This is a genomic window from Pseudomonas sp. NPDC096950 (genome assembly GCF_044762525.1).
GTDB lineage: Bacteria > Pseudomonadota > Gammaproteobacteria > Pseudomonadales > Pseudomonadaceae > Aquipseudomonas.
Genome location: NZ_JBIWEL010000026.1, coordinates 67059 through 84431, shown reverse-complemented (window position 1 = coordinate 84431; position 17373 = coordinate 67059). Strand labels below are relative to the sequence as shown.

At 60.7% G+C, this 17373-nt stretch carries 15 protein-coding genes; 11 read left to right on the top strand and 4 right to left on the bottom strand.

What is annotated here, in order from left to right; genetic code table 11:
- The first annotated feature begins 73 nt into the window (after positions 1-73).
- Together ACIQY3_RS28800 and ACIQY3_RS28795 are read left to right on the top strand one after the other, a co-directional pair.
- Positions 74-1792, top strand: coding sequence for a C13 family peptidase (locus tag ACIQY3_RS28800; RefSeq protein WP_403026620.1), 1719 nt, complete (start codon positions 74-76; stop codon positions 1790-1792).
- A 27-nt stretch (positions 1793-1819) separates the two neighbouring features.
- Positions 1820-2461: an oxidoreductase gene (locus ACIQY3_RS28795; RefSeq protein ID WP_403026617.1), complete on the top strand. Its 642-nt coding sequence runs from the start codon at positions 1820-1822 to the stop codon at positions 2459-2461.
- A gap of 124 nt (positions 2462-2585) precedes the next feature.
- Here the strand turns inward: ACIQY3_RS28795 and ACIQY3_RS28790 are convergent, their stop codons facing one another.
- The 4 genes from ACIQY3_RS28790 to ACIQY3_RS28775 form a co-directional block, all read right to left on the bottom strand.
- Positions 2586-2870, bottom strand: a complete 285-nt coding sequence (locus tag ACIQY3_RS28790; protein ID WP_403026614.1) for a YceK/YidQ family lipoprotein — start codon at positions 2868-2870, stop codon at positions 2586-2588.
- The gene (gene ubiX / locus ACIQY3_RS28785; protein WP_054052392.1) at positions 2863-3495 is read right to left on the bottom strand and encodes a flavin prenyltransferase UbiX; all 633 of its coding nucleotides are present in this window, start codon (positions 3493-3495) and stop codon (positions 2863-2865) included. The genes ACIQY3_RS28790 and ubiX overlap by 8 nt, the downstream gene beginning before the upstream one ends.
- The gene (mpl, locus tag ACIQY3_RS28780; protein WP_403026611.1) at positions 3492-4841 is read right to left on the bottom strand and encodes a UDP-N-acetylmuramate:L-alanyl-gamma-D-glutamyl-meso-diaminopimelate ligase; all 1350 of its coding nucleotides are present in this window, start codon (positions 4839-4841) and stop codon (positions 3492-3494) included. The genes ubiX and mpl overlap by 4 nt, the downstream gene beginning before the upstream one ends.
- A gap of 168 nt (positions 4842-5009) precedes the next feature.
- On the bottom strand, positions 5010-6923 hold the full coding sequence (locus tag ACIQY3_RS28775) for a sigma-54-dependent Fis family transcriptional regulator (protein WP_403026608.1): 1914 nt from the start codon (positions 6921-6923) through the stop codon (positions 5010-5012).
- A gap of 436 nt (positions 6924-7359) precedes the next feature.
- Between ACIQY3_RS28775 and ACIQY3_RS28770 the strand changes: the two genes are divergently transcribed.
- The 9 genes from ACIQY3_RS28770 (at position 7360) to ACIQY3_RS28730 (ending at position 16869) form a co-directional block, all read left to right on the top strand.
- A complete protein-coding gene (locus ACIQY3_RS28770; protein ID WP_054052388.1) occupies positions 7360-8880 on the top strand; it encodes an aldehyde dehydrogenase family protein in 1521 nt (506 codons plus the stop codon).
- Between the two features lie 241 nt (positions 8881-9121).
- Positions 9122-10492 (top strand): ethanolamine permease, encoded by a 1371-nt coding sequence (gene eat / locus ACIQY3_RS28765; RefSeq protein WP_403026605.1) that lies wholly within the window; start codon positions 9122-9124, stop codon positions 10490-10492.
- A 203-nt stretch (positions 10493-10695) separates the two neighbouring features.
- Positions 10696-12090, top strand: coding sequence for an ethanolamine ammonia-lyase subunit EutB (locus ACIQY3_RS28760; protein WP_403026602.1), 1395 nt, complete (start codon positions 10696-10698; stop codon positions 12088-12090).
- A gap of 8 nt (positions 12091-12098) precedes the next feature.
- The gene (gene eutC, locus ACIQY3_RS28755; RefSeq protein ID WP_403026600.1) at positions 12099-12923 is read left to right on the top strand and encodes an ethanolamine ammonia-lyase subunit EutC; all 825 of its coding nucleotides are present in this window, start codon (positions 12099-12101) and stop codon (positions 12921-12923) included.
- A 113-nt stretch (positions 12924-13036) separates the two neighbouring features.
- Positions 13037-13498 carry an N-acetyltransferase gene (locus ACIQY3_RS28750; protein WP_034148104.1) on the top strand — a complete coding sequence of 154 codons (462 nt, stop codon included), beginning with the start codon at positions 13037-13039 and terminating at the stop codon, positions 13496-13498.
- A 287-nt stretch (positions 13499-13785) separates the two neighbouring features.
- Positions 13786-14442: a DedA family protein gene (locus tag ACIQY3_RS28745; RefSeq protein WP_123404510.1), complete on the top strand. Its 657-nt coding sequence runs from the start codon at positions 13786-13788 to the stop codon at positions 14440-14442.
- Positions 14443-14448: 6 nt separating this feature from the next.
- On the top strand, positions 14449-15261 hold the full coding sequence (locus tag ACIQY3_RS28740) for a zinc-dependent peptidase (protein ID WP_403026596.1): 813 nt from the start codon (positions 14449-14451) through the stop codon (positions 15259-15261).
- Between the two features lie 113 nt (positions 15262-15374).
- Complete coding sequence (gene ppa, locus ACIQY3_RS28735) at positions 15375-15902, top strand: inorganic diphosphatase (protein WP_403026592.1); 528 nt, start codon at positions 15375-15377, stop codon at positions 15900-15902.
- Between the two features lie 229 nt (positions 15903-16131).
- Positions 16132-16869: a helix-turn-helix transcriptional regulator gene (locus ACIQY3_RS28730; RefSeq protein ID WP_403026589.1), complete on the top strand. Its 738-nt coding sequence runs from the start codon at positions 16132-16134 to the stop codon at positions 16867-16869.
- Positions 16870-17373: the final 504 nt, after the last annotated feature.

Below are 17373 nucleotides of genomic sequence, written 5' to 3'. Positions count from 1 at the left end.
GTTTCGCGACCTTCTCTATATATGCGACGCATAGCTGCGGCATACTCGGTCGCCTAATTGCCCGGATCCCGCTATGCGCTCACTTGCACTCCTCGCTTTGACCCTGATGCTCACCGCTTGCGGCGATGGTGAATCGCTGCTGTCCCCTGACGCCCGCCTGCCGGACGGCGGACGCTATCGAGGGGATCTGGTCAATGGGTTGTTGCAGGGCCAGGGCCGCATCGACTACCCGAACGGCAGCTGGTACGCCGGGCAGTTCGACAAAGGCCAGTGGCATGGCCAGGGCGAATGGCACGGCAGCAACGGCGAGGTCTATCGCGGGCAGTTCCAGCAAGGGCTGTTCGACGGTCAGGGCACGCTGACCACCAATGGCAGCAGCTACACCGGCGGCTTCAAGCTGGGCCGGCGCGACGGTGAAGGCACTCTCAAAGAAAACGGCATGACTTACCGCGGTGAGTTCAAGTCCGATCAGTATTCAGGGCTCGGCCGTCTCGAACTCGACGACGGCAGCACCTATCAGGGCCAGTTCGCCCACGGCAAACCTAACGGCGAAGGTCAGCGCGGCGATGCCAGCGGCAATCAGTTCAGCGGGCATTTCGTCGACGGTCAGCTGGAAGGCAACGGCACGTTCAACAGCGCCGACGGAGATATCTACGTCGGCGGTTTCAAGGACAACCAACTCCACGGCAAGGGCCGCTACGAAAACGCCGATGGCGATGTGTGGATCGGTCAGTTCAAGGAGGGCGCGCTCACCGGCAAGGGCGAATTGATCGGCGCCGATGGCAGCCATTACATCGGCCAGTTCAGCGACTGGCGCTTCACCGGCCCGGGCCGCTTGAACCTGGCCGACGGCAGTTTCTACGTCGGCGGCTTCGACAGTGACAGCTATTCAGGTCGCGGCACCCTGGTGCTGACCGATGGCACCGTGATGAGCGGCACCTGGATCAATGGCCAGCGCGTCCGCGACGCCGACGGCAAGTTACTGCCCGACACCCTGGAACTCGGCCTGCTGGCCCAGGGCCGCTTGCTCGACGAAGCGTTGGCCAACGTGCCCGCCTCGACCCCGGCGGTGGAGTTGTACACCCTGACCCTTGGTGGTGACGGCAAGCAGAGCGTGTTCCTGCGCGAATCCGACTACGTCGCCAACATGCTCGCCAGCCGTTTCGGCGCTTACGGCCAAATTCGCCTGGTCAACCATCGCGACCACCTCGCCGACCGACCGATGGCCACCCGCGAAAACCTGCGCCGTGCGGCCCAGACCCTGGCCGAACGCAGCGGCCCGGAAGACTTGCTGTTTATCTACCTGACCAGCCACGGCACCAGCGAACATGAACTGGTGCTCGACCAACCGCGCATGGAACTGGCCGACCTGCCGGCCGACGAACTGGCGGCGGTCCTCGCCCCGCTGAAGAACCGCGACAAGATTATTGTCATCTCTTCCTGCTATTCCGGTGGTTTCATCCCGGCATTGAAAGACGAGCGCACGTTGATCATGACCGCCTCCCGGGCGGACCGGGTGTCCTTCGGTTGCTCGGAAGAGGCCAACTTCACTTACTTCGGCGACGCCTTGTTCGCCCAGGCACTGAACCAGACCGACGATTTGGAGCAGGCCTTCAAACTGGCCAAGGCCACCGTGGCCGAGCGCGAGCTGGCGGATAACTTCGAAGCCTCTGAACCGCAGATCTGGGCGCCGAAAACCGTTCTCTCCCACTGGCAACTTTTACGCAAACAACAAGCTCGAAAAGCATTACAAAGTGCTGCTATCAGCAGCAAGGACGCCAAGAGCAACTAAGCTGAATAGTATCAAGGGGGAAACACTATGTACTTGACGCCTCAGCATGTATTGCTTGCCGGAGCTACCGGATTAACCGGCGAACATTTGCTTGATCGCCTGCTCAATGAGCCAACGATTACGCGGGTATTGGCACCTTCACGGCGGCCATTGGCCGAGCATCCCCACCTGGAAAACCCCGTCGGCGACCCGGCCGTGTTCCTGCCGCAGTTGAACGGTCGCGTCGACATTGCCTACTGCTGCCTTGGCACCACGATCAAACAGGCCGGCTCCGAGCAGGCGTTTCGCGCGGTGGACCTGGACATGGTGGTGGCCTTCGCCAAGCGCGCGCGGGAAATGGGCGCGCGGCACCTGATTGTGATCAGTGCCTTGGGGGCCGATCGCAGATCCTCGATTTTCTACAACAAGGTGAAAGGCGAGATGGAACACGCCTTGCGCGCGCAGAACTGGCCGCAGCTGACCATTTGCCGACCTTCACTGCTGCTGGGCGAGCGCCTCGAACCGCGCATGGCCGAGCAACTGGCCGGACCGTTCTCGCGCTTGATTCCGGGCAAGTACCGCGGCATCGAAGCCTGCCAACTGGCCCGCGCCATGTGGCGACTGGCGCTGGAAGAGCAGGATGGCGTGCGGGTGGTAGAGTCGGATGAGTTGCGTAAGCTCGGAAAATAACCCCGCAATGATCGTTCCCACGCTCCGCGTGGGAATGCAGCCCGGGACGCTCTGCGTCCCAAAGCGAACGCGGAGCGTCCATTGAGGCATTCCCACGCAGAGCGTGGGAACGATCAGCCGAACGCTACAACCCGCCCGTCGCCTGAAAACTCACGCCAATCACCGTCAACACCGACAACGGCAATAACAACGTGTCGAGCAACGCACTGGCCGGCAGGTCGACGCCGGGGTAGCTCGGCGCCTCCGCGCCGAAACGATCCTTGGCGCAGCAACCGCCATTCATCGCATACAAATCCAGCCGCGTCCCCGAATACACCACCGGCGCCCCCGGTTTGGCGGCATCGAGGGTGCGCGCCGTGGCGCAGCCGGCCAGTTGCAGCGCCAGCAGGACCATCAGCAGTTTATTCATCGCTGCTCAAATGATGCTCGCCCCAACGGGGCAGCATGTCCTGCGGGATATTCAATAGATTGAGAATCCGCGCCACAACGAAGTCGATCAGGTCGTCGATGGTCTGTGGCTGATGGTAGAAACCCGGCGACGCCGGCAGGATCGTCACGCCCATGTTCGACAACTTGAGCATGTGTTCCAGGTGAATGCTCGAATACGGCGCTTCACGCGGCACCAGAATCAACTGGCGGCGTTCCTTCAAGGTCACATCGGCGGCGCGTTCGATCAGATTGTTGCAAGCCCCGGTCGCGATGGCCGACAAGGTCCCGGTCGAACACGGCACCACCACCATCGCCGCCGGCGCGCCGGAGCCCGAAGCCACCGGCGACATCCAGTCTTCCTTGCCGTACACCTTGATTTGCCCGGCGGCAGCACCGGTGTATTCGGTGAGGAAGGCCTGCATGGTTTGCGGTTTCGGCGGCAGCGTTACGTCCGTCTCGGTGGCCATCACCAGTTGCGCCGCCTTGGAGATCAGGAAGTGCACCTCGCGATCTTCGCGTATCAGGCAGTCCAGCAGGCGTAAGCCATACTGGGCGCCGGAAGCGCCGGTCATGGCCAGCGTGATGCGTTCCGGGCCGTTGTTCATTGCAGCGCCTCGGCGAGTTTGCCGTGCAGGCCGCCGAAGCCGCCGTTGCTCATGATCACCACATGGGTGCCAGGCTGGGCCTGGCTCTTCACGCGTTCGATGATGCCTTCGAGGGAATCGCTGACAATCGACGGCACGGTGCAGAGCGCCGCCGTGCCGGCCAGATCCCAGCCGAGGTTGGCCGGCGCATACCAGATCACCTGATCGGCATCGACCACGCTTTCCGGCAAACCGTCACGGTGCGCGCCGAGCTTCATGGAGTTGGAGCGCGGCTCGATGATCGCGATCAACGGCGCATCGCCAATCTTCTTGCGCAAACCGTCGAGGGTGGTGGCGATAGCGGTCGGGTGGTGGGCGAAGTCGTCGTAGATGGTGATGCCACGGACTTCCGCGACTTTCTCCATCCGGCGCTTCACGCTTTTAAACGCGCTCAATGCCGCAATGCCCAGCGACGGTACGACGCCGACATGACGCGCGGCCGCCAGAGTAGCCAAGGCGTTGGCGACGTTGTGCTGACCGGTCATGTCCCACTCGACCACGCCTTGGGCGACGCCTTCGAACATCACTTCAAACTTCGAACCGTCTTCGCTTAACAGCTTGACCTGCCACTGACCGCCGACACCGGTGGTTTGCACCGGGGTCCAGCAGCCCATCTCGATTACGCGTTGCAAAGCAGGCTCGGTGGTCGGATGGATCACCAGGCCTTCGCTCGGGATGGTCCGCACCAAATGGTGGAATTGCCGCTCGATGGCCGGTAGATCGGGGAAGATGTCGGCGTGATCGAACTCAAGGTTGTTCAGGATTGCCGTGCGCGGGCCATAGTGGACAAACTTGGAGCGCTTATCGAAGAACGCGCTGTCGTATTCGTCGGCTTCGATCACGAAGAAAGGTGTGCCACCCAGGCGAGCGGACACCGAGAAATTCTGCGGCACGCCGCCGATCAGGAAGCCCGGGCTCATGCCCGCGTGCTCCAGCACCCAGGCGAGCATGCTGCTGGTGGTGGTTTTGCCATGGGTGCCGGCGACGGCCAGCACCCAGCGGCCCCGCAGCACGTGATCCGCCAGCCATTGCGGGCCGGAAACGTAAGGCAGGCCTTTGTTCAGGACGTACTCGACGGCCGGGTTGCCGCGAGACATGGCATTGCCGATCACCACCAGGTCCGGGGCCGGATCGAGCTGCGCCGGGTCGTAACCCTGGGTCAACTGAATGCCCTGTGCCTCAAGCTGCGTGCTCATCGGCGGATAGACGTTGGCATCGGAGCCCGTCACGTGATGGCCCAGCTCTTTGGCCAGAACCGCCATCGAACCCATGAAAGTGCCGCAGATACCAAGAATATGAATGTGCATAGTCGACCTCGTAAAACATGGCCGCAGGTTAGCGTAGGGTGGGGAAAATCGCACCTTTGTTTCGGGGCGCGAGGACGCCTTCGCGAGCAAGCCCGCTCCCACAGGGCGCTCTAGCGTTAATAGAGCCCCTGTGGGAGCGGGCTTGCTCGCGAATGGCCACAACGCGGTTTAACGTTCGATACCGTGTTTCCGCAGCTTCCTATACAGAGTGTTGCGACTGACCCCCAACTGTTCAGCCGTATGGGTCATATGCCACCGCTGCTGCTCCAGCGCATTGAGCAATGCCAACCGCTCTGCATCATCGAGCGGGAATTCGGACGGCTCTTGCACCACCGCCGGAACTACCGGCCGGGCCTGGCGAATCATCGCCGGCAAATCCTCCAGCCCAACCCGCCCGCCATCGCACAACGCCGCCAGGGTGCGCAGCACATTACGCAACTGCCGCACATTCCCCGGCCAGGCGAAACCGAGCAAGGCTTGCCGCGCCGGTTGATCGATCAACACCGTTTCCCCGCCCGCCTCTTCGGCCAGCAGAAAATCGAGCAGCTGGGATTTATCGGTGCGATCACGTAACGCGGGCAACGCCACTTCCAGGCCATTGAGCCGGTAATACAAATCCTCGCGAAAGCTGCCGTCCTGCACCCGATCCAGCAAATTCCGGTGGGTGGCGCTGATAATTCGCACGTTGACCGACTCCGGTTCGCCGCCAATCGGCACCACCTGACGATCTTCCAGCACCCGCAGCAACCGGGTCTGCAAGGCCAGGGGCATGTCGCCGATTTCGTCGAGGAACAACGTGCCGCCATCCGCCTGTTGCAACTTGCCGCGCATGCCTTCCTTGCGCGCGCCGGTAAAACTGCCGCCGCGATAGCCGAACAATTCGCTTTCGATCAGGCTTTCCGGGATGGCCGCGCAGTTGAGGGCGACGAAGGATTTTTCCGCCCGCTGGCTCGCGTGGTGCACCGCTTTAGCGAAAGCTTCTTTGCCGGACCCGGTTTCGCCATTGATCAGCAGTGGCACGTCCCGTTCGAAGACGCGCAGGGCCTTGCGGAAATCCTCCTGCAACGCCGTATCGCCCAGGCAAATGCCGGACAGGCGCGGACGCTCGGCAATCACCGGACTTTGCACCACCGGTGCCGGAATACTGCGCGGCTGGCCGCGCAACAGGGCGAACAGACTGCGCCCGTCACGGGTGCGCAATGGCCAACTGGCGCTGGCATTTACGCTGGCGCGGCCAAGCAATTCATCCAGCGTGCAATCGAAAAACGCTTCCACCGGCTTGCCCAGCAGCCCGCCACGAATGTGCCCCAGCAGGTTCAGTGCACTCTGGTTGACCGCGCTGATCCGCCCTTCGCCATCAAACGCCAACAGCCCTTCGCTGAACAGCCCGACGGATTCCGCCTGAAGGTGAAAACGCAGCAGCCATTGATTGTCGAAATAACGCAGGAAATAACAGCTCTCGATCATCTTCGCCGACAGATTGACCAGGGCCATGGTGTGGAACTGGCTCTGCCGCGAGACTTCATGGCGCGCCGAGGACACGTCGAGCACGGCCAGCAGTTCGCCATGGGGATCAAACACCGGGCTCGCCGAGCAGGTCAGGCCGGTGTGGCGGCCGCGAAAGTGTTCGTCCTGGTGAATGGTCAGGGCCTGGCGTTCCACCAGGCAGGTGCCGATGCCATTGGTGCCTTCGCAGGCTTCGCTCCAGTCGGCGCCGAGCCACAGCCCGGCGCGTTCGAAAATCTTGCGTTCGGCAGGGGCGGTGACGCAATTGAGGATCACCCCGCGGGCGTCGGTCAGCAGCACCGCGTGGCCAGCGCCGGAGAGTTGCTGGTGCAGGCTGGTCATTTCGTTGCCGGCGATGTGCAGCACTTGTTGCAGGCGCTCGCGGCTTTCCAGTACACGACCGTGTTCCAACACCGTCGGCGCCATGGTCAGGGCCGGGTCGAGGTGATAATCCTCAAGACATCGCAGCCAAGAGCGGGCAATCGATGGATCGCTGCCAGGGCCGTGCAGGTGCGATTTGCCCTGGGTAACGGTCAGGACTTGCTGGGCATGGCGACTCAAGTGGTTGTCGTGCATTTCTTATTATTCTCCTCACAGGATCTCGCTCGCTTCCCTGTAGCAGCTGCCGAAGGCTGCGTCCGGCTGCGAAGCGGCCGTAAGCCTGAACATCGGATTTGTTGCAGAAACCGAGGCGAGTGCTTCGCCCTCGAACGCAGCCTTCGGCAGCTGCTACAAGGGCATTGCGTTCACACGAAGGCCGAGCATCCTCCAGCCTAGCCGTCATTGCAATGCTGGCAAGACCGCCCAGTCACAGGCTGTGCCATAAGCGATACAAACTGTCACCCCGCCTGTACCGAAACCGTCACAGATACCGTCCGCTTGTCCGACAAAAACCGCGCAAAGCCTTGATTTGCCTGCCCTGCAAGGCAGTGGCCCAACCTTTGCTCTACGCTTATAACAAGCGCTCATGCGCGTCTCTCTTATAAGTACAACAAGCCAAGGAGAAATCACCATGCGTTACGCTCACCCCGGTACTGAAGGCGCTATCGTTTCGTTCAAGAGCAAATACGGTAACTACATCGGCGGCGAGTTCGTCGCGCCTGTCAAAGGTCAGTACTTCACCAATACTTCGCCAGTGAATGGCCAACCGATTGCCGAATTCCCACGCTCCACGGCCGAAGACATCGACAAAGCCCTGGACGCTGCCCACGCCGCTGCCGATGCCTGGGGCGCCACGTCCGCCCAAGCGCGCTCGCTGGTGCTGCTGAAAATCGCCGACCGCATCGAGCAGAACCTGGAACTCCTGGCCATCACCGAATCCTGGGACAACGGCAAAGCCGTGCGCGAAACCCTCAACGCCGACATCCCGCTGGCGGCGGACCACTTCCGCTACTTCGCCGGTTGCATCCGCGCCCAGGAAGGCAGCGCTGCCGAGATCGACGGCAACACCGTGGCTTATCACATCCACGAACCCCTGGGCGTGGTCGGTCAGATCATCCCGTGGAACTTCCCGATCCTGATGGCCGCCTGGAAACTCGCCCCGGCCCTGGCTGCCGGTAACTGCGTAGTGCTCAAGCCTGCCGAGCAAACCCCGCTGGGCATCACCGTGCTGATGGAACTGATCGGCGACCTGCTGCCGCCCGGCGTGCTCAACGTCGTGCAAGGGTTCGGCAAAGAAGCCGGCGAAGCCCTGGCCACCAGCAAGCGCATCGCCAAGATCGCGTTCACTGGTTCGACTCCGGTCGGCTCGCACATCATGCATGCCGCCGCCGAAAACATTATTCCGTCCACCGTGGAGCTGGGTGGCAAGTCGCCGAACATCTTCTTCGCCGACATCATGCAAGCTGAAGAAACCTTCATCGAAAAAGCCGCCGAAGGCCTGGTGCTGGCGTTCTTCAACCAGGGCGAAGTCTGCACCTGCCCTTCCCGCGCGCTGGTGCAGGAATCGATCTACGACGACTTCATGAAAGTCGTGATGAAGAAAGTCCTGTCGATCAAACGTGGCGACCCGCTGGACACCGACACCATGGTCGGCGCCCAGGCGTCCGAGCAGCAATTCGACAAAATCCTTTCGTACCTGGAAATCGCCAAGGGCGAAGGCGCCGAGCTGCTGACCGGCGGCAAGGTGGAAAAACTCGAGGGCAACCTGGCGACCGGGTATTACATCCAGCCGACCCTGCTCAAGGGCACCAACAAAATGCGTGTGTTCCAGGAAGAAATCTTTGGCCCGGTGGTGAGCATCACCACGTTCAAGGACGAAGCCGAAGCCCTGGCCATCGCCAACGACACCGAGTTCGGCCTGGGCGCCGGCCTCTGGACCCGCGACATCAACCGCGCCTACCGCATGGGCCGCGCCATCAAGGCCGGCCGTGTGTGGACCAACTGCTATCACCTGTACCCGGCGCACGCCGCGTTCGGTGGTTACAAAAAGTCCGGCGTCGGGCGTGAAACCCACAAAATGATGCTCGATCACTATCAGCAGACCAAAAACCTGCTGGTGAGCTACGACATCAATCCGTTGGGCTTCTTCTAAGAAACCGGGGCGATACAGGTGTTTCTGTGTCGCCCTTTCTACCGCTTTCGCGAGCAAGCCCGCTCCCACAGGGGTTCTCCAGTGTCCATAGAACCTCTGTGGGAGCGGGCTTGCTCGCGAAGACGTCATCAGCCACACCCCCAAACACTGCCCTGCCCCTCTGGCACGGGCTTTGCGTGCCCGCTGTAACCGCCACACCCGAAAGTCCAACCGATCAAACAATAAAAAACAGAGAGGACTTATGACTTCTACGACACAGCTCAAACCCACACTCGGCACCCTGCACTTATGGGGCATTGCCGTCGGCCTGGTGATTTCCGGCGAGTACTTCGGCTGGAGTTACGGCTGGGGCACCGCAGGTACGCTGGGTTTTCTCGTCACCGCATTGATGGTGGCGACGATGTACACCTGCTTCATCTTCAGCTTCACCGAACTGACCACCGCGATACCCCACGCGGGCGGGCCGTTTGCCTACAGCCGACGGGCGTTTGGCGAGAAAGGCGGATTGATCGCCGGCATCGCCACCCTGATCGAATTCGTCTTTGCGCCCCCGGCGATTGCCATGGCCATCGGCGCCTATCTCAACGTGCAATACCCGGAACTGGACCCGAAGATTGCGGCGGTCGGCGCCTACTTTGTGTTCATGACCCTGAACATCCTCGGCGTCAGCATCGCCGCGACTTTTGAACTGGTGGTCACCGTGCTCGCGGTTGCCGAATTGCTGGTGTTTATGGGCGTAGTGGCGCCGGGCTTCAGCTTCAGCAACTTCGTGCTCAACGGCTGGTCGGGTTCCAACGAATTCACCATGGCCTCGATCCCGGGGATTTTTGCGGCGATCCCGTTTGCGATCTGGTTCTTCCTCGCCATTGAAGGCGCAGCCATGGCGGCCGAGGAAGCCAAGGACCCGAAACGCACGATTCCCAAGGCCTATGTCAGCGGCATTCTGACCCTGGTGTTCCTGGCGATCGGCGTGATGGTGATGGCCGGCGGCGTCGGCGACTGGCGTCAACTGTCGAACATCAACGACCCGCTGCCCCAGGCGATGAAAGCCGTGGTTGGCAACAATTCGAGCTGGATGCACATGCTGGTGTGGATCGGCCTGTTTGGTCTGGTGGCGAGTTTCCACGGGATTATCCTGGGTTACTCGCGGCAGTTCTTCGCACTGGCCCGTGCCGGTTACCTGCCTAAAGGCCTGGCCAAACTCTCGCGTTTCCAGACTCCGCACCGGGCGATTCTGGCCGGCGGCGTGATCGGCATCGCGGCGATCTACAGCGATGGCTTGGTCAATCTGCAAGGCATGACCCTGACGGCGGCGATGATCACCATGTCGGTGTTCGGCGCGATCGTGATGTACATCATCAGCATGCTGAGCCTGTTCAAACTGCGTAAAACCGAGCCAAATCTGGAACGCACCTTCCGCGCACCGGGCTATCCGATCGTGCCGGGGATTGCGCTGTTCCTGGCGGTGGTGTGCTTGATCGCGATGGCGTGGTTCAACACGGTGATCGGCCTGGTGTTCCTCGGCTTCATGGTCGCCGGTTACCTGTATTTCCAACTGACCGCCAAGCAACGCCTCGCGGCACCGGCGGACGCTATGCTCACAGGTATCTAAGTTGCACCGGTGCCGGGCTCAATGCTCGGCGCCTGCTACATCGAAGTGCACCGAGATCCCATGTGGGAGCGGGCTTGCTCGCGAAAGCGGTGGGTCAGTCAACGTTGATGTCGACTGACACGACGCTTTCGCGAGCAAGCCCGCTCCCACAGGGTTTCGGTGGTGTATTTGAGTGATTTACAGAATCAGGAGGACTCCGTCCCATGGCCGCATTTGCCCATTCCGTCGGCGCCCAGACCTACCGTTTCGAGAGCCTCAAGGAAGTCATGGCCAAGGCCAGCCCGGCACGTTCCGGGGACTTTCTGGCCGGTGTCGCCGCGCTCAACGATGGCGAGCGCGTGGCCGCGCAAATGGCTCTGGCTGACATCCCGCTGACACACTTCCTACAAGAAGTACTGATTCCCTACGAGGCCGATGAAGTCACCCGACTGATCATCGACACGCACGACAAACAAGCCTTCGCCGTGGTCAGCCACCTCACCGTCGGCGGTTTTCGCGACTGGCTGCTCAGCGACGCCGCTGACGAACAGAGCCTGCGTGCGCTCGCCCCCGGCCTGACCCCGGAAATGGCCGCCGCCGTGTCGAAGATCATGCGCGTCCAAGACCTCGTGCTGGTGGCGCAGAAGATCCGCGTGGTCACGCAATTTCGCGGCACCATGGGCCTGCGTGGCCGCTTATCCACCCGCCTGCAACCGAATCATCCGACCGACGAACCGGCGGGCATCGCCGCGAGCATTCTCGACGGCCTGCTGTACGGCAATGGCGACGCGATGATCGGCATCAACCCGGCCACCGACAGCATCGCCTCGATCTGCGCCATGCTGGAAATGCTCGACGCGATCATCCAGCGCTACGAAATTCCTACACAAGCTTGCGTTTTAACCCACGTCACAACGTCTATCGAAGCGGTCAATCGCGGGGTGCCGCTGGACCTGGTGTTCCAGTCAATCGCCGGCACCGAAGCGGCCAACGCCAGTTTCGGCATCAACCTGAACGTGTTGCAGGAAGGCTACGACGCGGGTTTGAGCCTGAATCGCGGCACCCTCGGGCAAAACCTGATGTATTTCGAAACCGGCCAGGGCAGCGCACTGTCGGCCAACGCCCACCACGGCATCGATCAACAGACCTGCGAGACCCGGGCCTACGCCGTGGCGCGACATTTCAAACCGTTTCTGGTGAACACCGTCGTAGGATTTATCGGTCCGGAATACCTCTACAACGGCAAACAGATCATCCGCGCCGGCCTCGAAGACCATTTCTGCGGCAAGTTGCTGGGCGTGCCGATGGGTTGCGACATTTGCTACACCAACCACGCCGAAGCCGACCAGGACGACATGGACACCCTGCTGACCCTACTCGGCGTGGCCGGGATCAACTTCATCATGGGCATCCCCGGTTCCGACGACATCATGCTCAACTACCAGACCACTTCGTTCCACGACGCCCTCTACGCCCGGCAAACCCTGGGTTTGAAACCGGCGCCGGAGTTCGAACAGTGGCTGGCGAAAATGGGCATCTTCACCCAGGCGGACGGAAAGATTCATTTCGGGAACAACCTGCCGCCGGCCTTCCGCCAGGCCCTGGCGCAACTGGGATGAGTGTTGATATGGATAAACCACCCGTTGACCCGCAGAACCCGTGGCTGGAACTGCGCCGCCTGACCCCGGCGCGCATTGCACTGGGCCGCACCGGCACCAGCCTGCCCACCAGCGCGCAACTGGATTTCCAGTACGCCCACGCCCAGGCGCGGGATGCGGTGCATTTGCCGTTCGACCATGCCGGGCTCAGCGCGCAACTGGCCGAGCGCGGGCGCGAAAGTTTGCTGCTGCACAGCGCCGCCACGGACCGGAACAGCTATTTGCAGCGGCCCGATTTGGGTCGCAAGTTGAGCGATGAGTCGGCGCAGACCTTGCGCGATTACGCCTCGGCCCATCCTGGCGGCGTGGATTTGGTCATCGTTGTCGCCGATGGGTTGTCGGCATTGGCCGTTCATCGCCATACCTTGCCGTTTCTGACGCGCCTGGAAGAACAGGCTTCAGAGGATGGCTGGTCCGTGTCTCCTGTCATTCTGGTGGAACAGGGCCGAGTGGCCGTGGCCGACGAGATCGGCGAACTGCTGGCCGCGAAAATGGTGGTGATCCTGATTGGTGAACGCCCGGGTCTCAGTTCGCCTGATAGTCTGGGTTTATATTTCACCTACAATCCTAAGATTGGTCTCACGGACGCTTATCGCAATTGCATTTCCAACGTCCGGCTAGAAGGGCTCAGTTACGGCATGGCGGCCCACCGCTTGCTCTATCTGATGCGCGAAGCCTGTCGGCGGCAGTTGTCGGGGGTCAATTTGAAGGACGAAGCCCAGATTCAGACATTGGAGTCGGAAACTGGAGCGGACATGAAAGGTAATTTCCTACTCAGTCCGCCGGATGCCTGAACCGATTCCGCATTGCGTTTCTGATTCGGTTTCAGGCAGGATCGATGCACGGCCGCCAGGGGTTTCCCATCGCCGTCACGCACGTATGACAGCCACTTGAAGCGAGACCTACCATGCGGATTATTCAAGCGACCCTCGAACACCTGGACCTGCTGACCCCGTTGTTCGTCAAATATCGCGAGTTTTACGGCTCCCTGCCGTATCCGGACTCGTCACGTGCGTTCCTCGAAAAACGCCTGCGTCGCAAGGAATCGGTGATCTACCTGGCCCTGTCCGATGACGACAACAACAAACTGATGGGTTTCTGTCAGCTGTACCCGAGCTTTTCGTCCCTGTCGCTTAAACGTGTGTGGATCCTCAACGACATCTACGTCGCCGAAGACGCCCGCCGCCAATTGGTCGCCGACAACTTGATCCGCACTGCGAAGAAAATGGCCAAGGAAACCAACGCCGTGCGTATGCGTGTGTCCACCAGCAGCAACAACGAAGTGGCGCAGAAGACGTACGAGTCGATCGGGTTCAAGGAAGACACCGAATTCAAGAACTACGTGCTGCCGATCAGCGACGAGCTCTGATTCGCCTCGGACACTGTGGGAGCGGGCTTGCTCGCGAAGGCGGACAGACATTCACCATCAATGTCGACTGACAGTCCGCCTTCGCGAGCAAGCCCGCTCCCACAATAGTCCGCACCCACCGTTGATCCTGTCGACATCCCCCGCTACAAACTCCACGCGCTTTTCACTTTTCACCCCGTATAATCCCGAGCTTCCCGGCTTGTAAGAAAAACTACATCCGCTTGTAGGCTTACATGAAGTCATACGCACAGGTCTGCTGAGTCGGACCATCACCACAGGTGCCCCCCATGGATTTCAACCCGATCGACCTTGTCCTGCATCTCGACGTGTATCTCGACTTGCTGGTGAATAACTACGGGCCATGGATCTACGCCATCCTGTTTCTGGTGATCTTCTGCGAAACCGGCCTGGTGGTGATGCCGTTCCTGCCGGGCGATTCCCTGCTTTTCATCGCCGGTGCCGTTGCGGCCGGTGGCGGCATGGACCCGGTGCTGCTGGGCGGCCTGCTGATGCTGGCGGCGATCCTGGGTGACAGCACCAACTACGTGATCGGACGAACGGCGGGCGAAAAGCTCTTCAGCAACCCGAACTCGAAAATCTTCCGTCGCGATTACCTGCAACAAACCCACGATTTCTATGACAAGCACGGCGGCAAAACCGTGACCATGGCGCGCTTCCTGCCGATCATCCGCACCTTTGCACCGTTCGTCGCCGGCATCGCCCGGATGCCTTACCCGCGTTTCTTCTTCTTTAGCGTGCTTGGCACGATCCTGTGGGTCGGCGGCCTGGTAACCCTCGGTTACTTCTTTGGCAACGTACCGTTCATCAAGAAAAATCTGTCGTTGCTGGTGGTGGGCATCATCCTGCTGTCGCTGGTGCCGATGATCATCGGCGTCGTGCGCAGCCGCTTCGGCGGTTCGAGCTCCAAAGCCGAAACCCGCTGAGCGCCCATGTGGTCCCTGAGCGCCTGGCGTCGCCGGCGCGTCCTGGCCAGGCACCCGATTGCCGACGAACTATGGCAGCGGGTGCGCCATCACTTGAGCTTCCTGGACGGCATCAGCGCCGCCGAAGACCAATGGCTGCGTGAAGCCAGCGTGTTGTTTCTGGAAGACAAACACCTGACCGCCCTGCCCGGCGTCGAACTCCACCAGGAGCAACGCCTGCTGCTCGCCGCCCAGGCGCAATTGCCGCTGATGAACCTCGGCGATTTGAACTGGTATCAAGGCTTCCACGAGATCGTCCTCTACCCGGACGACTTCCTCAGCCCCCAGCGCCATCGCGATGCCAGCGGCGTCGAGCACGAATGGGACGGCGAACACAGCGGCGAAGCCTGGCAGCAAGGCCCGATCATCCTCGCCTGGCCCGGCGTCATGGCCAGCGGCGGCCGGGAAGGCTACAACCTGGTGATCCACGAACTGGCGCACAAACTCGACATGCTCAACGGCGACGCCAACGGCCTGCCGCCGCTGCACCCCGACATGCGCGTCAGCGACTGGGCCAGGGTCATGCAACACGCCTACGATGACCTCAACCGCCATCTCGACCGCAACCCGGACGCCGAAACCGCCATCGACCCCTACGCCGCCGAGAACCCGGCCGAATTCTTCGCCGTCACCAGCGAATACTTCTTCAGCGCCCCGGATTTGCTACACGAGGCTTATCCACAGGTCTACGAGCAGTTGAAGCTGTTTTACCGGCAAGACCCACTGGCACGCCTGCGGCAACTTCAGGCGTCTAGCCCTGTCTATCAGGGACACGACTAAGGTCTACACGACCCAAGGCGCATGGCATCGGCGGCGGAATATGCCTATAATCGCCGCCACTTTTTGGTCAATCCGGCCAAGTGTTTTTGGTCAACTAACGGGGGCACCGCCCAATGAGCTACAGCAAGATTCCGGCTGGCAAAGACCTGCCGAACGACATCTACGTCGCGAGCGAGATCCCGGCCAACCACGCGCCGATCAAGTACGAAATCGACAAAGACAGCGATTGCCTGTTCGTTGACCGTTTCATGGCCACCCCGATGTTCTACCCGGCCAACTACGGTTTCATCCCGAACACCCTGGCTGACGACGGTGATCCCCTCGACGTGCTGGTCGTGACTCCTTACCCGGTTGCTCCAGGTTCGGTTATCCGTGCCCGCCCAATCGGCATCCTGCACATGACCGACGACGGCGGCGGCGATGCCAAAGTCATCGCAGTCCCACACGACAAGCTGTCCCAGCTGTACGTCGACGTGAAAGAGTGCAGCGACCTGCCACAACTGCTGATCCAGCAGATCGAGCACTTCTTTGCGAACTACAAAGACCTCGAAAAAGGCAAATGGGTGAAGATCGAAGGTTGGGGCGACTCCGAAGCCGCTCGCACCGAGATCATGAAGTCGGTTGCTGCTTACAAGGGCTAAAGCCAGCTTCAAGCTGCAAGCTTTAAGCTTCAAGAAAACCCCGGTTGATCCGGGGTTTTTTTATGGGCGCTGATAATGGGCTTTAAACGTGGCGTTTAACGATTTGGGTGTTTGGTTTTTTCTTGTTTAAAACTGGCGTAAGACGTCTTACATCCGGTCTTAAAATTCCCGCGCAATTTGAACAGTTCGTTTATTCAAAGCCCTGGCCCGCGCCCGTAAACTCGCGTTCATGAAAAAGAACACTAGCGGTCCACGGTTCAAAGCGCTGCTCAGAGCAGCGAACATCACGACAACAGGATTTGCCGAGTTCCTGGACACGGCGCCGCAAAACGTCCACAACTGGTACACCCGCGGCGTGCCCTCCCACTGCCTGGAAGAAGTCGCCCGAAAACTGTCCGTCAACAGCCACTGGCTGAAAAACGCCGAAGGCCCGAAAGACCTGTGCCTGTTCGACGAAACCGGCAACACCTACAACACCCAGGCCATCCGCGGCGTCTACACCGTCATCGAACCCACCGACGTCGAACTGCCCTTCTACAAAGAAACACCCATTGCCCCAGGCTCCAGCAAAACCCACGTCATCGAAGACAACAGCCACCCCATCCGCCTGCCCCGCAGCCACCTCGACTCCCTGGAAATCAACCACAAAGACGCCATCTGCGCCTACATGGTCGGCAATAGCATGGCCGAGAAGATTGAAGACGGCTCCACCATCGCCATCGATCGCGGCTTGACCCAGATTGTTGATGGCGAGATCTACGCGATCGAGCATGACGGCATGCTGCGGATCAAATACCTGCACCGGATGCCGGGGAATGGGTTGCGATTGCGCAGTCACAACAGCGCGGAATATCCGGATGAGGTGTTCAGGGCTGCGCAGATTGAAGAACAGAACATTCGGGTGTTGGGGTGGGTGTTCTGGTGCTCGACGCTGAACAAGCGACGGCCGCCGGTGCCGTTCCTCTAATACCGCGCCGCGCCCTTCGCGAGCAAGCCCGCTCCCACAAGGTCCGCGCGACCCTTGTGGGAGCGGGCTTGCTCGCGAAAGCGGTGGATCAGTCACCCCAAAAACCCGGACAAGTTACCCAATACCGTGTCACCGACAGCTCTAAGACGTACGCCACACTGGGAATTCCCCAAAAAAATCAGTATGCTGCGCCCCACATTTGCGCATCACCCCGCCCCGCGGCGCTGATCGCACCGACAAGGCAGATCACTTTCTCGCCAAGTCCCACAGCCGGACGCAAGATCCGGGTGTACGTTTTGAAGGCTGGCGCGGTTTACCAAAAATGAACCAAGCCAGTCCCCGAGAAGCCGGCCACAAGCCGGCTTTTTTATGCCTGGAAAAAAGTCATTATCGAAGGTAGTTCATCATCGCACCCACCAAGCCCCCGGCCGAAGAAGACTCAAGTCAGCGTTCGCCAGTAAAAAAGTCGTCCATCGAAGAAGAGGTGGTACTTGTGAGGGTGGT

Excerpts from the sequence above, each read along its gene's own strand:
- ACIQY3_RS28800 (WP_403026620.1), top strand. The coding sequence starts at position 74 with ATGCGCTCACTTGCACTCCTCGCTTTGACCCTGATGCTCACCGCTTGC.
- ACIQY3_RS28795 (WP_403026617.1), top strand. The coding sequence starts at position 1,820 with ATGTACTTGACGCCTCAGCATGTATTGCTTGCCGGAGCTACCGGATTA.
- ACIQY3_RS28790 (WP_403026614.1), bottom strand. The coding sequence starts at position 2,870 with ATGAATAAACTGCTGATGGTCCTGCTGGCGCTGCAACTGGCCGGCTGC.
- ubiX (WP_054052392.1), bottom strand. The coding sequence starts at position 3,495 with ATGAACAACGGCCCGGAACGCATCACGCTGGCCATGACCGGCGCTTCC.
- mpl (WP_403026611.1), bottom strand. The coding sequence starts at position 4,841 with ATGCACATTCATATTCTTGGTATCTGCGGCACTTTCATGGGTTCGATG.
- ACIQY3_RS28775 (WP_403026608.1), bottom strand. The coding sequence starts at position 6,923 with ATGCACGACAACCACTTGAGTCGCCATGCCCAGCAAGTCCTGACCGTT.
- ACIQY3_RS28770 (WP_054052388.1), top strand. The coding sequence starts at position 7,360 with ATGCGTTACGCTCACCCCGGTACTGAAGGCGCTATCGTTTCGTTCAAG.
- eat (WP_403026605.1), top strand. The coding sequence starts at position 9,122 with ATGACTTCTACGACACAGCTCAAACCCACACTCGGCACCCTGCACTTA.
- ACIQY3_RS28760 (WP_403026602.1), top strand. The coding sequence starts at position 10,696 with ATGGCCGCATTTGCCCATTCCGTCGGCGCCCAGACCTACCGTTTCGAG.
- eutC (WP_403026600.1), top strand. The coding sequence starts at position 12,099 with ATGGATAAACCACCCGTTGACCCGCAGAACCCGTGGCTGGAACTGCGC.
- ACIQY3_RS28750 (WP_034148104.1), top strand. The coding sequence starts at position 13,037 with ATGCGGATTATTCAAGCGACCCTCGAACACCTGGACCTGCTGACCCCG.
- ACIQY3_RS28745 (WP_123404510.1), top strand. The coding sequence starts at position 13,786 with ATGGATTTCAACCCGATCGACCTTGTCCTGCATCTCGACGTGTATCTC.
- ACIQY3_RS28740 (WP_403026596.1), top strand. The coding sequence starts at position 14,449 with ATGTGGTCCCTGAGCGCCTGGCGTCGCCGGCGCGTCCTGGCCAGGCAC.
- ppa (WP_403026592.1), top strand. The coding sequence starts at position 15,375 with ATGAGCTACAGCAAGATTCCGGCTGGCAAAGACCTGCCGAACGACATC.
- ACIQY3_RS28730 (WP_403026589.1), top strand. The coding sequence starts at position 16,132 with ATGAAAAAGAACACTAGCGGTCCACGGTTCAAAGCGCTGCTCAGAGCA.